The organism is Sphingosinicellaceae bacterium, from assembly GCA_019285715.1.
Taxonomy (GTDB): Bacteria; Pseudomonadota; Alphaproteobacteria; order Sphingomonadales; family Sphingomonadaceae; genus Glacieibacterium.
In genome coordinates this window covers 4,132,338-4,147,108 of the sequence record CP079108.1, presented here as the reverse complement: position 1 = coordinate 4,147,108, position 14,771 = coordinate 4,132,338, and the positions used below count along the sequence as shown (strand labels likewise).

Genomic DNA, 14,771 nt, shown 5'->3' with positions numbered 1-14,771 from the left:
GGGCTACAAGCGCCGGCATGGCGCACGACGTGATCATCATCGGCGGCGGGCTGGTCGGCATGACGCTAGCGCTGGCGCTCGACGCGCATGGCGTCACCAGCGCGGTGGTCGATGCCGCCGACCTCGACCAGACACTGGCACAGGGCTTCGACGGCCGCGCCTCCGCCATCGCGAGCGCGTCCGCACGGATGTTCCGCGTCATCGGCCTCGGCGGGGTCCTCAACGAGCACGGCGGCGCGATCGGCGGCATCCGGGTTACCGACGGTCTGTCGCCCCTGCACCTGCACTTCGACGCCACCGAGGGCGACAGCGGCCCGCTCGGCTATATGGTCGAGAACCGCCTGCTCCGCATTGCGCTGCTCGCCGCCGGACGCGCCGCGGCGGGGATCGAGCTCCACGCCCCCGCCAGCGCTGCCAGCGTCGTGCGTGCGCAGGACGGGGTCACCGTGACGCTCACCGACGGCACCGTGCTGACCTCGCCGCTGGTCGTCGCCGCCGATGGCCGCCGCTCGGCGCTGCGCGAGGCGACCGGCATCCGCAGCAGCCGCTGGACTTACCCCAACACCGCCATTGTCACGATGATCGGCCATGACCGCGACCATGGCGGAGTGGCGGCGGAGCTGTTTTACCCGTCGGGGCCGTTCGCGGTGCTGCCGATGCTGGGCGGCTTCCGCTCGGCGATCGTCTGGACGGTCGACGCCGCCGACGCGCCCGGCATGCTCAAGCTCGGGCCGCGTGGGTTGGCGGCCGAGATCGAGCGCCACACCGGCGGCTACCTCGGCAAGGTCGAGGTCATCGCCCCCGCTGCATCCTATCCGCTGGCGTTCCACCACGCCGAAAGCTACGTCGCCGAGCGCCTGGCGCTGGTCGGCGATGCCGCGCACGGCATCCACCCGATCGCCGGCCAGGGCCTCAACATGGGGCTGCGTGATGTCGCCGCACTGGCCGAGGTCATCGTCGACGGCATCCGCCTCGGCATGGACCTCGGCGCGCCCGCTTTGCTGGAGCGCTACGACCGCTGGCGGCGCGTCGACAACATGGCGGTGGCAGCCGCGACCGACACGCTCAACCGGTTGTTCGCGGTGAAGGGCGGATTGCCCGCGGCGGTGCGGCGGCTCGGGCTGGCGGCGGTCGAGCGAATTCCCCGGCTCAAGGCGGGGTTCATGGCGGAGGCGCGGGGCGAGACGGGAGCGCGGCCGAAATTGCTGACGGGTGAGCTGGTCTAGAAAAGCCGTGGCATATGTCAGCATCACCCGCCTGCGCATCCGCTCACTGCGGTTCCTGCCGCCGTTCGCGCTCCACGCTTTGAGATCTAACGCGCAGGTCAAGCGCGCCGAGGGCTTCCTCGCCGGATCGCTGCTACCCGATCGCAAGCTGACCTTCTGGACGATGACGCTGTGGCGGGAACAGGCCGACATGCGGCGCTACATGGCCAGTGGTGCTCATCTCCGGGCCATGCCGATGCTGATCCGGTGGTGCGACGAAGCAAGCATCGTCCATTGGGACCAGGCGGGCCGAGACCTGCCGGACTGGCAGGACGCCGACCGCCGCATGCGGGCTCAGGGTCGACCCTCCAAGGTTGGTCACCCAAGCCCTAACCATGGGGATTTAAGTTACCGGCCGCCGCGGACAACCGCAGCCGCGCCGATCGAACCGCGCTAACGCGACTTCCCGATCGCGCGACTAGGTCACGATCTCCCGCGCCTCATCCGCCAGCATGATCGGCACGCCGTCGCGTATCGGGTAGGCCAGGCCGGCGCTGTCGGAGATCAGCTCCTGCGCCACCTCGTCATAACGCAGGGTCGTCCGGGTCATCGGACAGACGAGGATCTCGAGCAGCCTCGGGTCGATCGTGTGAACCGGGGCGACGGGCTCGCTCACTGCAGGCTGTCGGCAGTGCCGCCGTGGGCGAAGGTCATCAGTGCGGTCAGGGTCGCGGCGCGGGCGGGCAGGTCGGTCGCCTCGAGCAGGGCCTGCTTCTCGACCGGCTCGAACGGGCAGACCGCGCTGAGCGTCGTCACCAGCGACTCGTCGTCGGCACCGCTGACCGCTTCCCAGTCGGCGCTGAGGCCCTGGTCGTCGAGGTAGGTGCGGAGCTTGGCCTCGAGCTCGGCACGGACCGCGGCAGCAACCGGCCGGGGCTCCTCGAGGTCGTCCTCGAACGGCGCATAGTCGGCGACCACCTGCCGGTAGCGTGTCGTCACGTCGAGCTCGCGGACGATGCCGAAGCGGGTGACGCCGGTCAGTGCGACGATGATGCGGCCGTCGCCGGTCTCGCGGAAATCGCTGATCCGGCCGGCGCAACCGACCTGATACAGCGGCGACGGGTCGGCTTCGGGGTCGCGCGGCTGGACGATGCCGATCGCTTTCGCACCCTTCATCGCGTCGCGGATCATGGCCAGATAGCGAGGCTCGAAGATGTTGAGCGGCAGCACTCCGCGCGGCAGCAGCAGCGCGCCGCTGAGCGGGAACACCGGCAGCGCGTCGGGCAGGACCAGCGTCTCGTCGCTGGATTCAGGGCCGGACTCGGAGTTGGGAATATCGATCATGCGAACAATATGGTCGACAATTTGCGCCGTGTCGCCACCGACCATGGATCGCCGAGGCCGGTCGCCTCGAACAGCGTCAGCAGTCGGGCGCGGGCGGCACCCTCGTTCCAGGCCCGGTCGCGGCGGACGATGTCGAGCAGTTCAGCGGCGGCAGCGTCGCGGTCACCGCCGGCGAGCAGTGCGTTCGCCAGCTCGAACCTCGCCTCATGGTCATCGGCGTCGGCCGCGAGGCGTGCTTTGAGCGGTCCGAGGTCCACGACCGGCCCGGTATCCTGCGCCAGCGCCAACGCCGCCCGGGCTTGGGCCACGGCAGGGTCCTTGCTTTCGGGCGGGACCGCGGCGAGCGCATCGGCAGCGGCGTCGACCTGCCCGAGCGCGAGCAGCGCGCGCGCATAACCCGCTGCGAGGTCGTGGCGGTCGGGCAGCTCCTGGACCAGCGCCGCGTACATTTCGGCGGCTTCGGCGGCCGCACCTTCGGCGAGCGCGGCAGCGGCAGCCTCGGTCAGCGCCTCGATCTCGGCAGCGGCATCGGCCGCACTGGTGTCGGCGGCGGGCATGGTCGCGAGCAGCCGGTCGATAAACGCCTTCAGCTCACGTTCGCCGAGCGCGCCCTGGAAGCCGTCGACCGGCTGGCCGTTCAGGAACGCATAGACCGTCGGGATCGACTGGATGCGAAACTGGCTGGCGAGCGTCTGATTCTTGTCGACGTCGATCTTCACCAGCGACACGCGCGGCGTATATTCGGCGACAGTCCGTTCGAGCATCGGGGTCAGGGTCTTGCAGGGCCCGCACCACTCGGCCCAAAAGTCGACGAGCACGAGCGCTGTCGCCGACGCCTCGACGACATCGCGGCGAAACGCCTCGATACTGGCTTTCTCGGTTGCAGCGGTCGCAAGGCTGGCCACGCATCACTCCTGGTCGGGATTCGGTAAGGGCCCTCATATGGGGCGGCGGTGACAGAACTGCCAACCCCGGGCCGGGTGGCGCGGTCTTCGCCTTGCTTGGGCAGTTTAGGGTTGCGCTGCCCGCGCGCCCTCGCTAAGTCACCGCCTCCCAACCGGCGTTCGCACCGGTTTGCCCGAGCGGGCGTAGCTCAGGGGTAGAGCACGACCTTGCCAAGGTCGGGGTCGAGGGTTCGAATCCCTTCGCCCGCTCCATTTTCCGTTAGATTCGTCGAATCCGGAACGACAGTTCGCGCTGGTCGTTCCGGTGCGGTCATTGTGTATGGAGCTTGCGTTATGTCTGGTTTGAAGACCGCCCTCGTCGCGCTGGTCGGGGCGACATGCCTGACCGCTTGCACGACCGACCGCTACGGCGACCAGCATCTGAATGGCACCGGGCGCGGCGCGCTGATCGGTGCGGCGGGCGGTGCGGTCATCGGCGCGCTCACAGGCAACGTTGCTGCGGGCGCGGCGATCGGTGCGGCTGGCGGTGCGGTGGTCGGCACGATCGACGACGACAACCGCTACGAGGACCGCAACGGACGGCGTTATTACTACGACCGCCGCGACCATGATCGCCGCTATCACTACAATGAGCGTCGCGAGCGCGAATACGATCCCGACCGCTAGGGCCGGGAGCCGGGCTCAGGCCCCGGTCATGATCCGGTCGACAAGTTGCTTCACCGTCGGCACGAAACCGTTCGAGTAAAACGGGTCTTGGGCGAAGCGGAACGCCGAGTGGCCGCCGAACATCAGGTTCGCCTCGGTGTCGCCGCCGTGCGCAATGTCCTGCAGCGTTTTCTGGATGCAGAACGAGCGAGGGTCTGCCAGACGCCCGGTGGTGTTGGTCTCGGTGTCGGCCCAACTACTGAAGCCGCACTGGCTCAGGCAGCCCATGCAGTCGGCCTGGTCCTTGCGGATCGTGTCACGCTCCCCGGTGCCGACGAAGACCAGGGTGTTGTCGGGGGTCTTGAGCGCGTCGACGAAGCCGTGCGCGTACCATTCACGCGCGCTGAGCAGGTCGTCGCGGGTGACGTAGTATTTCTTGCGGCCGACGCCGACGTCGAGGAGGAACTGGTGGTCACCGGTGGCGGTCGCCGAGAACGCGATCTGGCGGTGGCTGCGGGCCTCGAGTTCGCGCAGGAACGGGTTGCGGATCGCGCTCGAGTAGAAGCCCGTCGGCGAGAACTTATGCAGCGAGATATCGCCCGGCTTGAGCGTCATCAGCCGCGCCTTCCAGCCGTCCGGAATCGGGCTTTCCTGGGTGAGCAACGGCCGTGTCCCGAACTGGAAGACGATCTTGCCGAGCTCGGGGTTGTCGATCCAGTCGGTCCACTCGTCGAGCCGCCAGACGCCGCCTGCCATGATGATCGGGATGGTGTCGGGAATGCCCGACTCGCGCATCGTCGCGCGTAGGTCGCGGACACGGGGGAAGGGGTCCTGGGGGACCCGCGGGTCCTCGGCGTTGCTCAGGCCGTTGTGTCCGCCCGCCAGCCACGGGTCCTCGTAGACCACTGCGCCGAGCCATTCGGCAGCCTTGGAGTAGGCGCGCTTCCACAGCGCCCGGAAGGCACGGGCGCTGCTGATGATCGGGTAATAATAGACGCCGTGATGCGCGGCGATCTCGCTGAGCTTGTAGGGCATGCCGGCGCCGCAAGTAACGCCGTTGACCAGCCCCTTGGTGCGTTCGAGGACACCCTGCAGGACGCGCTGCGCCCCGCCCATTTCCCATAGCACGTTGATGTTGAGCGCGCCGAGACCGCGGTTGAGCTCATCTGCCGCCATCTCATAGGCGCGCTGGACCTGCTGGACCGCACCCTCGATCGCGTAGTTGACGAGCTCCTCGTGGCGCTCGCGCCGCGTCAGGGCTTGGTAGACCTGGGGGATGATGCGCCCGGTCGGGTCGTAGCTGTCGGCGTTGACCGCGCTGATCGTACCGACCCCGCCCGCCAGCGCCCACGCACCCGACGACAGGTGGTTGGTCGCCGCAACGCCCTTGCCCCCCTCGACGAGAGGCAGAATTTCGCGGCCGCCCATCAGCACCGCGCCCAGTCCGTGCAGCATCAGTGAGCCTTGTCCGCGTTTGCCATCACCGGCCTATACGTAAGGCTTGGCACAAAAGCGCCAACAAAGCGCTTGTGCGCGCTTGCGTGCCTTTAGAACGACCGACCGGAGCAGGCGCGAGGCGCATGCGACGATCACAAACGAAAAGGGCCGCCCGTTGCCAGGCGGCCCTCATTTCGTTCGCGGAGATCGTGTCTAGTCGCGGTCGCCGGTCAGGAAGCTCGGCGCGAACGTCGGCTCGGACTCAGCGGCCTCGGGGGTCCGCTCCAGACGCGGGCCACGGTCGCCGCCTTCGTTGCGGGGACCACGGTCGCCACCATCGCGGCGCGGGCCACGGTCGCCGCCTTCGCTGCGGGGACCACGGTCACCGCCGCCACGGCCACCACGGTCGCCGCCGCCGGCACCGCCGTCACGACGCGGACCACCTTCACGGCGCGGTCCACGCGACTCCTCGCCACCTTCACGCGGCGGGCGGGTGTCGGCGATTTCGGCACCGGTCTCCTGGTCGACGAGGCGCATCGACAGGCGGACCTTGCCGCGCTCGTCCATGGCGAGGACCTTGACCTTCACGGCCTGGCCCTCGGTGAGCACGTCCTTGACGTTGGTGACGCGCTCGTTCTTGATTTCCGAGATGTGGACGAGACCGTCCTTGGCACCCATGAAATTCACGAACGCGCCGAAGTCGACCATCGAGACGACCTTGCCGTCGTAGACCTTGCCGACTTCCGCTTCCTGCGTGATCCCGAGGATCCACTTCTTGGCGGCCTCGATCTGCGCCGGGTCGGACGAGGCGATCTTGACGGTGCCGTCGTCCTCGATGTTGACCTTCGCACCGGTGGTGGCGACGATCTCGCGGATGATCTTGCCGCCGGTGCCGATGACGTCGCGGATCTTCGACTTGTCGATCTGCAGCGTCTCGATGCGCGGCGCGTGGGCCGACATCTCGGTGCGGGTGGTGTCGAGCGCCTTGGCCATCTCGCCGAGGATGTGCTCGCGGCCGTCCTTCGCCTGGGCGAGGGCGACCTTCATGATCTCCTCGGTGATCCCGGCGACCTTGATGTCCATCTGCAGCGCGGTGATGCCGTCGCTGGTGCCCGCGACCTTGAAGTCCATGTCGCCGAGGTGATCCTCGTCGCCGAGGATGTCGGAGATCACGGCGAACTCCTTGCCCTCGAGGATCAGGCCCATGGCGATGCCGGCGACCGGACGGGTGAGCGGAACGCCCGCATCCATCAGGGCCAGCGAGGCGCCGCAGACCGTCGCCATCGACGACGAGCCGTTCGACTCGGTAATGTCGGAGAGGACGCGGATCGTATAGGGGAACGCCTCCTTGGTCGGCAGGAGCGGGTTGATCGCGCGCCACGCCAGCTTGCCGTGACCGATGTCGCGGCGGCTCGGCGCACCGAAGCGGCCGACTTCACCGACCGAGTAAGGCGGGAAGTTGTAGTGGAGCATGAAGCGCTCGTAGCGCAGGCCGTCGAGGCCATCGATCATCTGCTCGGCGTCCGAGGTGCCGAGCGTCGTCGAGACGATCGCCTGGGTCTCGCCGCGGGTGAACAGCGCCGAACCATGGGTGCGCGGCAGGAAGCCGACCATCGCTTCGATCGGGCGGACGGTGGTGGTGTTGCGGCCGTCGATGCGCTTGCCTTCCTTCAGGATGGCCTGGCGGACGATGCTGCCCTCGACCTTCTTGACCAGCTTCGACGCCTTCAGGGCCTCGGCGGGGGCGCTGTCCTTGAAAAGCTCCTTGACCGTGGCCTTGGCCTTGCCCAGCGCCGACTGGCGGTCAGCCTTGGCGATGATCTTGTAGGCGTCGGCGATGGTATCGCCGACCGCGCCCTTGATCTTGTCGAGGGTCGAGCTGCTGTCGTCGCTCTTGAGTTCCCAGGGCTCCTTGGCGGCGGCCTCGGCGAGCTTGATGATCGCCTCGATCACCGGCTTCGACTGGTTGTGCGCGTACATCACGGCGCCGAGCATGACTTCTTCGCTCAGCTCCTTGGCTTCCGACTCGACCATCAGGATGGCGTCGTGGGTACCGGCGGCAATCAGCTCGAGGCTGCCGGCCTTGATCTGGTCCTTGGTCGGATTGCAGATGTACTGGCCGTCGATATAGCCGACGCGGGCGGCCGCGAGCGGGCCCATGAACGGCACGCCCGACAGGGTCAGGGCGGCGGAGGCGGCGATCAGCGCGACGATGTCGGCCTCGTTCTCGCCGTCGTAGCTGAGGACCTGCGCGATGATCAGGACTTCGTTGTAGAAGCCTTCCGGGAACAGCGGGCGGATCGGACGATCGATCAGGCGCGACGTCAGCGTCTCGTGCTCGGTGGCACCGCGCTCGCGCTTGAAGAAGCCGCCCGGGATACGACCGGCGGCGGAGAACTTCTCCTGGTAATGGACGGTCAGCGGGAAGAAATCCTGGCCTTCCTTGACGCTCTTGGCGGCCGTCACGGCGCAGAGCACGACGGTTTCGCCGTAGGTGGCGAGGACGGCACCATCGGCCTGGCGCGCGATGCGGCCGGTCTCGAGGGTGAGCTTGCGGCCGCCGAAATCGACTTCCTGCTTGTGGATCGTGAACATGGTTTCGTGCTTTCTGTAGCGCCCGGCCCTATCGCCGTGCGCAGCCTGCGGGTGTGGGCGACCGCGACCATCGCGGCCGGCCCAATATGCGAACGGCCACCCGGGGGTGGCCGCGCGGCTTACTTACGAAGCCCGAGCTTCGTGATCAGTGCGGTGTAGCGACCGCCGTCCCGGCTCTTCAGATAGTCGAGCAGCGAGCGGCGCTTGTTGACGAGGACCAGCAGACCGCGGCGCGAATGGTTGTCCTTCGCGTGGATTTTGAAGTGCTCGGTCAGGTTGACGATACGCTCGGTGAGGATCGAAACCTGGACTTCGGGGGAGCCGGTATCGCCGGCAGTGCGGGCGTTATCGGCAATGACTTCGGCCTTGCGGCCAGTGGTGATCGACATCGGGAACTCCTCGTATCAAAGGTTGAACCCGCGCACGACCCGTACCGCGGCAGACGAAACGTCCACCAGTGCAACCGGAACAGGCCCGTCGGTTGCGAGATACAGCCCGTGGGAAGCGGGGTGCCCGGGGAGCGCCTGCCCCTTGCGGAGCGCGGCTGCCTCTTCGGGCGAGACTGCGAAAGCCGGGATGTCGTCCAGCCCTGCGGTCAGCGGTAAGACCGCCTGTTCAAGCGCGGCCCCATCGGCGCTTTGGTTCAGTTTGTCCAGCGATATCGCCTGCGCCAGAACGAACGGACCCGCCCGCGTCCGCCTCAGCATGGAGATATGTCCGACCGTGCCCAATGCCAAGGCGAGGTCGCGCCCAAGGCTGCGGACGTAGGTGCCCTTCGAGCAGGTCACCTCGAACGTCGCGGAGTCGGGCGACGCTTCTATCAGGTCGAGCGCGAAGATCGTCAGGTGGCGCTGGGCCAGCACCACGACCTCGCCCGCCCGTGCCCTTTTGTAGGCCCGCTCGCCGTCGATCTTGAGCGCGGAGTACGCCGGCGGAGTCTGCACGATCGGCCCGGTGAACTGCGGCAGCGCGGCAAGGATTTTCGCCTCGGTCGGGCGGACGTCGGAGGAGGCGGTCACCGCCCCTTCCGCATCCTCGGTTGTCGTCGAGGACCCCCACGCGACCGTGAAGCTGTAGCCCTTGGTCGCGTCGAGCATCCGCCCCGCCAGCTTGGTCGCCTCCCCCAGCGCAATCGGCAGCACGCCCGTCGCGAGCGGGTCGAGCGTGCCGCCATGCCCGATCTTGGGCACCGGCAGGCCTGCAGTACGGAGCAGCCGCTTGATCGCCGCGACGCCCTGCGCGCTGCTGAGGCCGAGGGGTTTGTCGAGGATGATCCAGCCGTGCATCGGTGCGGGGTAGAGGAGGCTGCGTACCGCGCCTAGTGCGCGTCGCCCCAGCTGCGCCCTGACCCGATCTCCACCCCGAGCGGCACCGACAGGCTGACCGAGGGTCCGACCGCGCCGGCCATGACGTCACGGATCACCGCGCTGGCGGCATCGACCTCGGCTTCGGCGACCTCAAACACCAGTTCGTCGTGGACCTGGAGCAGCATCCGCGTCTGCGTCAGCCCGGCGGCGGCGAGCGCCGGGTTCATCCGGACCATGGCGCGCTTGATGATGTCGGCGGCGGTGCCCTGGACGCGGGCGTTGACGGCCTGGCGCTCGGCGTTCTGGCGCTCGCCCATCTGCTTCGAGAAGATCGCGGGGACGTGGACCTTGCGGCCGTGCAGCGTCGAGACGAAGCCGTATTCCTTGGCGCTGGCGATGGTCTCGGCCATGTAGTTGCGGATGCCGGGGAAGCGGCTGAAATACAGGTCGATGTAGCGCGCCGCCTCGGAGCGCTCGATGCCCAGCCGCTGCGCCAGCCCGAACGCTGATATCCCGTAGATGATCGAGAAGTTGATCGTCTTGGCGCGGGCGCGGGTGTCACGGTTGACCTCGCCGAAGACCTCCTGCGCGGTCAGAGCGTGGACGTCGCCACCGTCCGAATAGACCTGCTTCAGCTCGGGCACGTCGGCGATGTGCGCGACCAGCCGCAGCTCGATCTGGTTGTAGTCCGCCGCCAGGATGACGTTTCCCGGAGCCGCCACGAAGGCATGGCGGATACGCCGCCCGGTCTCGGTGCGGATCGGGATGTTCTGCAGGTTCGGGTCGGTCGAGCTGAGGCGCCCGGTGGTCGTCGACGCCAGCCCGAAGCAGGTGTGGACGCGGCCGGTGTCGGGGTGGATCTGCTGCTGCAGCGCGTCCGTGTAGGTCGACTTGAGCTTGGTCAGCGAGCGCCAGTCGAGGACGCTTCGGGCGATGTCGACCCCGGACGCCGCCAGCCGCTCGAGCTCGGTGACGTCGGTCGCGAACGCACCGGTCTTGCCGCTCTTCTTGCCGGATGCATGCCCGAGCTTGTCGAACAGCACTTCGCCCAGTTGCTTGGGGCTGCCGATGGTGAACTTGTGCCCGGCCTGCTCGTGGATACTGGCCTCCAGGCTGGCGATCTCGACCTCGAAGGTCGCGGACATCGCCGCCAATTGCGCGCGGTCGACCATGATGCCGTCGCGCTCCATCACCGCGACGACCGGGATCAGCGGGCGGTCGACGGTGCGGTAGATGCGCGTCGCCTGCTCGCGCCACAGCCGGTCCTTGAAGCGGTTGTACAGCCGGAGCGTGACGTCGGCGTCCTCGGCGGCATAGTCGGTCGCCTTGCGCAGCGGCACATAGTCGAACGTTACCCGCGCCTTGTGGGTGCCGGTCACCTCCTTGTAGCTGATCGGGGTGTGGCCGAGGTGGCGCGTCGACAAATCGTCCATGCCGTGGCCGTTCCAGCGCCCGCCATCGAGCGCGTAGCTCATCAGCATGGTGTCCTCGTACGGCGCGATCGGCCCCGCGCCGTGCCGCCCGAAGACGATCAGGTCGTACTTGAAATTCTGCCCGACCTTGAGGACGCCGGGGTCGGCGAACAGCGGGTCGAGGCGCGCGATCACGGTCTTCGCGTCGAGCTGCACGATCGGCTCCGCGAGCAGCCCGTCGCTCGACTTGTGGTCCAACGGCACATAGCAGGCGACGCCCGGCGCGATCGCGAGGCTCAGCCCGACCAGGCAGGCACGCGTCGGGTCGAGGTTGTTGGTCTCCGAGTCCACCGCAACGAGGCCGTGGGTCGTCGCCTGCTCGATCCACCAGTCGAGGCGGTCGAGTGTCGTCACGCACTCGTAGGCCGAGTGGTCGAACGGCACGTCGGGGACGTCCTTGGCGGGCATCGCGTGCGCCGCCTCGGTCTCGCGGCCGAGCTTCGAGAGCAGGGCGCGAAAGCCGTGCTTGGCCAGGAACGCCGCGAGCGGGCCGTGCGGCGGCTCCTGCAGCGTCAGCGCCTCGAGCGGCTCCATCAGCGGCAGGTCGTCCTTGAGCCGCACCAACTCGCGCGACAGCCGGGCATTGTCGGCACCGGTCTCGAGCATCTCGCGCAATTTGGGCCGCTTGATCTCGTCGAGCCGCGACAGGAGCACGTCGACGGTGCCGAACTGCTGGATCAGTTCGGCCGCGCCCTTGGGACCGACGCCGCGCACGCCGGGGACGTTGTCGACCGAGTCGCCCATCAGCGCCAGCACCTCGCCGACCTGCTCGGGCGGCACGCCGAACTTCGCGACCACGTCCTCGCGGTTGATTCGGCAGTTCTTCATCGTGTCGTACATGTCCAGCCCTGGCTGGACCAGCTGCATCAGGTCCTTGTCGGAGGACACGATGGTGACGTCGAAACCCTCCGCCAGCGCCGCCAGCGAGTATGACGCGATGATGTCGTCGGCCTCGTAGCCGTCCTGCTCGAGGCACTTGATCGAGAACGCCCGCACCGCGTCGCGGATCAGCGGGAACTGCGGCACCAGATCCTCGGGCGGCGGCGGGCGCTGCGCCTTGTAACCGTCGTACATGTCGTTGCGGAAGGTGTGGCTGCCGGCATCGAAGACCACCAGCAGGTGGGTCGGGGCCTCTGCCTTGTTGAGTTCCTCGATCAGCTTCCACAGCATCGCCGTGAACCCGTACACCGCGCCCACGGGAGTGCCCTCGGGATCGGTCAGCGGTGGCAACCGGTGGTAAGCGCGGAAGATGTAGCCGGAGCCGTCGACCAGGTAGAGGTGGTTTTTCGCCATCGCCGGGATGTAGCGGGTCGGCGGTCAGGGTGCCAGCCGGGGCCTCGTCCCGAGCGTCGTATCGTCGCCGGGCAGCACGTGCCGCACGACGAGGATACAGCCGAGCGCGACGATGATGCCGCCGACCAGATCGACGAGATAGTGTCCGCCGATCGGTGGCACTGACAGCAGCATCAGGACGTTCAACCCGGCGACGAGCCAGCCGAGGACGCCGCTGCGCCGAAACGTATAGGTGAACAGGACCGCGAGCGCGGCGTGATACGACGGCATGCTGACGATGCCTTCCATGGCCGGCAGGTCGAAATGCCACGGACCGCTAGCCCGCAGCGCAAGCAGGTCATGCAGATGGACCGCCTGGTTCGGCAGGAAGACCGCGAGCGGTCCGACCGCCGGGCACAACGCGGAGACGACGCAGGTCGGGAACAGCGCCAGCATCGCGAGCAGGATGAACTCGGCGCTTCGCTGCCCCTGTCCACGCGCCGGAAAGTAGACGATCGACAGCAGTATCTGCGGCAGCAGGCTGACGTACGCACCGAACAACAGCAGGTGCGCGACGGGCGAGCCGATCACCAAGGCGCGGTTCGCTTCCCAGTCGAACCCGATGGCGCGGTCCATGCGCTCGAGCAGCGCGTCCTTCAGTGGAAACGCGAGCGTCGCGCTGAGGTAGCTCAGTATGCAGCTCGTCGCGATAAAGGCGATCCACAGCGCCCCGAGTTCGGCGGTCTGGGCAATACCGGGGCTGCGCCGGCGATACGCGGCCGACAGGATCAGCAGGCTGCCGCTCAGCGGGATCGGTAGCCACCAGTGCCCGATCGACAGGCCGAGATAGACGGAGACCACCAGGTCGATTGCGAGCACCAGACCGACCAGAGCGTAGGCCAGCCCTATGGCGGACCACTCGCGGCTTTCCGCCAGCCGCTGGCTCGTGATGTCCATACTTCCTGTTTGCCCGCCCGCCCTGGGAAGCGGCATAGCACCGAAACGACCAGCCGGCACAAGAGGTCGGGTCGATGCTGCCCGAAGTTGACCGCACTCGCCAAATCCCGCACTTTCCCGCCTCCCGGCGAGGATCCGTGCGCATGACCACGAAGCGGCTGGTGTTCTGCTTCGACGGCACCTGGAATCGTCTCGACGCCAACAATCCGACCAACGTCGTGCTGACCGCGGAGAGCATCATCCCGACTGGCAAGGCGGGGACGGCGCAGCTGATCTGGTACGACCAGGGTGTCGGCACGACCAAGCGCGAGCGTTGGACCGGCGGGCTGCTCGGCGTTGGAGTCGAGCCGATCCTGGCGGATGCCTACCGCTTCCTGATCTTCAACTATTGCCCCGGCGACGACATCTTCGTCTTCGGCTTCTCGCGCGGGGCGTACACGGCGCGCTCGTTCGTGGGGCTGCTGCGGAACTGCGGCATCGTCCGGCGTTGCGACGCGGCGCTGACCTCGAAGGCGATCGACCTGTACCGCAGCCGCGGCAAGGACACCTCGCCGGACTCGCTGAAGATGAACCGGTTCCGCTGCGACGCCTCCCCGGACATCTGCGTCAGCCAGCAGGAAGACCAGTGGCGCGCCGAGACCGACCCGACCTACACGCTCGGCTCGGCACCGATCCTCAACATCCGCTATCTCGGCGTCTGGGATACGGTCGGCGCGCTCGGCATTCCGTCGACATTCGGCGCGCTTTCGCACTGGTGGAACCGCAAGTACGAGTTCCACGACACCGTCCTGACCCCGCGGGTGACGGCCGCGCGCCATGCCGTCGCCATCGACGAGCGACGCAAGGCGTTCGCCCCGTCGCTGTGGGACAATCTCGACACCATGAACGAACTGCGCGGTACCACCAGCGCCGCTCCCGACGCGCCTTACCAGCAGAAGTGGTTCCCCGGCACCCACGGCTCGGTCGGCGGCGGCGGTGACCGGCGCGGCCTGTCGGACCAGGCGCTCGACTGGATCTGGGACGGCGCGCGGGCGGCCGGGCTGGAGCTCGACACCAATCTCGACAGCCGGATCTACAGCCTCGCGCCGTCGGCGCGCGAGCACCTCGACAACATGCGCAAAAAGCCGACCGGCGCGCTGGCGTGGCTGATGGGATTCCTGCCCCGCTGGGACCGCGCGCCGGGGCCACAGACCCTCCACGAGCTGTCGGTCAGCGCCAAGCGCCGCTGGCACGACGCCGGCGACGACCTGCCCGAGCGCCGGTTGTACCGCCCGCCGCCGCTGAACGACGTCGGGGTCGCGCTCGACCGGCTGAAGCCCGAGGACCTCGGCATCACGCCCGAGACAGACGGCGTCGCGACCACCGGCTTCACACTGCACGAGGTCATCCGCGGCGAGACTCTGGCGAGCATCGCGCTGCATTATTACGGCGCGGCGACCGAGTACCGGCGGATCTACGACGCCAACCGCAACAAGCTGTCGGACCCGAGCCGGATCTATTGTGGGCAGATGCTGAGGGTCCCGGACGCGCCCGGTTCGGCGGTGGCCCCGGCGGTGCCGGCGGAGGTCGGGGGTGCGGAAGCGGGCGGCGACGAGGGGGCTTCGGCCTGACCCGCTTGCTCCTCCCTCTGAA

13 protein-coding genes and 1 tRNA gene are annotated in these 14,771 nt (G+C 68.0%); 5 read left to right on the top strand and 9 right to left on the bottom strand.

Annotated features, from left to right (window positions below):
* Positions 1-17 precede the first annotated feature (17 nt).
* Positions 18-1,226, top strand: a complete 1,209-nt coding sequence (locus KX816_19160; GenBank protein QXQ06266.1) for a UbiH/UbiF/VisC/COQ6 family ubiquinone biosynthesis hydroxylase — start codon at positions 18-20, stop codon at positions 1,224-1,226.
* A 7-nt stretch (positions 1,227-1,233) separates the two neighbouring features.
* Positions 1,234-1,662, top strand: a complete 429-nt coding sequence (locus tag KX816_19155) for a hypothetical protein (GenBank protein ID QXQ06265.1) — start codon at positions 1,234-1,236, stop codon at positions 1,660-1,662.
* Between the two features lie 21 nt (positions 1,663-1,683).
* On the opposite strand, the gene KX816_19150 is transcribed toward KX816_19155, so the two are convergent.
* The 3 genes from KX816_19150 to trxA are packed head-to-tail and all read right to left on the bottom strand — an operon-like array spanning position 1,684 to position 3,454.
* A complete protein-coding gene (locus tag KX816_19150) occupies positions 1,684-1,881 on the bottom strand; it encodes a Trm112 family protein (protein QXQ06264.1) in 198 nt (65 codons plus the stop codon).
* Positions 1,878-2,549 (bottom strand): LON peptidase substrate-binding domain-containing protein, encoded by a 672-nt coding sequence (locus KX816_19145; GenBank protein QXQ06263.1) that lies wholly within the window; start codon positions 2,547-2,549, stop codon positions 1,878-1,880. The genes KX816_19150 and KX816_19145 overlap by 4 nt, the downstream gene beginning before the upstream one ends.
* The gene (trxA, locus tag KX816_19140) at positions 2,546-3,454 is read right to left on the bottom strand and encodes a thioredoxin (GenBank protein QXQ06262.1); all 909 of its coding nucleotides are present in this window, start codon (positions 3,452-3,454) and stop codon (positions 2,546-2,548) included. Before trxA ends, KX816_19145 begins: the two co-directional genes overlap by 4 nt.
* Before the next feature lie 177 nt (positions 3,455-3,631).
* Here trxA and KX816_19135 point away from each other — a divergent pair.
* Both KX816_19135 and KX816_19130 read left to right on the top strand, forming a co-directional pair.
* Positions 3,632-3,706, top strand: a tRNA-Gly gene (locus tag KX816_19135).
* Positions 3,707-3,796: 90 nt separating this feature from the next.
* The gene (locus KX816_19130) at positions 3,797-4,120 is read left to right on the top strand and encodes a hypothetical protein (protein QXQ06261.1); all 324 of its coding nucleotides are present in this window, start codon (positions 3,797-3,799) and stop codon (positions 4,118-4,120) included.
* A gap of 15 nt (positions 4,121-4,135) precedes the next feature.
* On the opposite strand, the gene KX816_19125 is transcribed toward KX816_19130, so the two are convergent.
* From KX816_19125 to KX816_19100, 6 genes are all read right to left on the bottom strand, one after another.
* Positions 4,136-5,554: a nitronate monooxygenase gene (locus KX816_19125; protein QXQ06260.1), complete on the bottom strand. Its 1,419-nt coding sequence runs from the start codon at positions 5,552-5,554 to the stop codon at positions 4,136-4,138.
* A gap of 195 nt (positions 5,555-5,749) precedes the next feature.
* Complete coding sequence (pnp, locus tag KX816_19120; GenBank protein QXQ06259.1) at positions 5,750-8,131, bottom strand: polyribonucleotide nucleotidyltransferase; 2,382 nt, start codon at positions 8,129-8,131, stop codon at positions 5,750-5,752.
* Between the two features lie 119 nt (positions 8,132-8,250).
* Complete coding sequence (gene rpsO, locus KX816_19115; GenBank protein QXQ06258.1) at positions 8,251-8,520, bottom strand: 30S ribosomal protein S15; 270 nt, start codon at positions 8,518-8,520, stop codon at positions 8,251-8,253.
* Between the two features lie 15 nt (positions 8,521-8,535).
* Positions 8,536-9,417, bottom strand: coding sequence for a tRNA pseudouridine(55) synthase TruB (truB, locus tag KX816_19110; GenBank protein QXQ06257.1), 882 nt, complete (start codon positions 9,415-9,417; stop codon positions 8,536-8,538).
* 32 nt (positions 9,418-9,449) lie between these two features.
* A complete protein-coding gene (gene polA / locus KX816_19105) occupies positions 9,450-12,203 on the bottom strand; it encodes a DNA polymerase I (protein ID QXQ06256.1) in 2,754 nt (917 codons plus the stop codon).
* Positions 12,204-12,227: 24 nt separating this feature from the next.
* Positions 12,228-13,139 (bottom strand): phosphatase PAP2 family protein, encoded by a 912-nt coding sequence (locus KX816_19100; protein ID QXQ06255.1) that lies wholly within the window; start codon positions 13,137-13,139, stop codon positions 12,228-12,230.
* A 143-nt stretch (positions 13,140-13,282) separates the two neighbouring features.
* Here KX816_19100 and KX816_19095 point away from each other — a divergent pair, with 143 nt between their 5' ends.
* Positions 13,283-14,749: a DUF2235 domain-containing protein gene (locus KX816_19095; protein QXQ06254.1), complete on the top strand. Its 1,467-nt coding sequence runs from the start codon at positions 13,283-13,285 to the stop codon at positions 14,747-14,749.
* Positions 14,750-14,771: the final 22 nt, after the last annotated feature.

Bases quoted from the DNA above. Each gene is read 5' to 3' on its own strand.
- KX816_19160 (QXQ06266.1), top strand. From the start codon at position 18: ATGGCGCACGACGTGATCATCATCGGCGGCGGGCTGGTCGGCATGACG.
- KX816_19145 (QXQ06263.1), bottom strand. From the start codon at position 2,549: ATGATCGATATTCCCAACTCCGAGTCCGGCCCTGAATCCAGCGACGAG.
- KX816_19125 (QXQ06260.1), bottom strand. From the start codon at position 5,554: ATGCTGCACGGACTGGGCGCGGTGCTGATGGGCGGCCGCGAAATTCTG.
- pnp (QXQ06259.1), bottom strand. From the start codon at position 8,131: ATGTTCACGATCCACAAGCAGGAAGTCGATTTCGGCGGCCGCAAGCTC.
- rpsO (QXQ06258.1), bottom strand. From the start codon at position 8,520: ATGTCGATCACCACTGGCCGCAAGGCCGAAGTCATTGCCGATAACGCC.
- truB (QXQ06257.1), bottom strand. From the start codon at position 9,417: ATGCACGGCTGGATCATCCTCGACAAACCCCTCGGCCTCAGCAGCGCG.
- polA (QXQ06256.1), bottom strand. From the start codon at position 12,203: ATGGCGAAAAACCACCTCTACCTGGTCGACGGCTCCGGCTACATCTTC.
- KX816_19100 (QXQ06255.1), bottom strand. From the start codon at position 13,139: ATGGACATCACGAGCCAGCGGCTGGCGGAAAGCCGCGAGTGGTCCGCC.
- KX816_19095 (QXQ06254.1), top strand. From the start codon at position 13,283: ATGACCACGAAGCGGCTGGTGTTCTGCTTCGACGGCACCTGGAATCGT.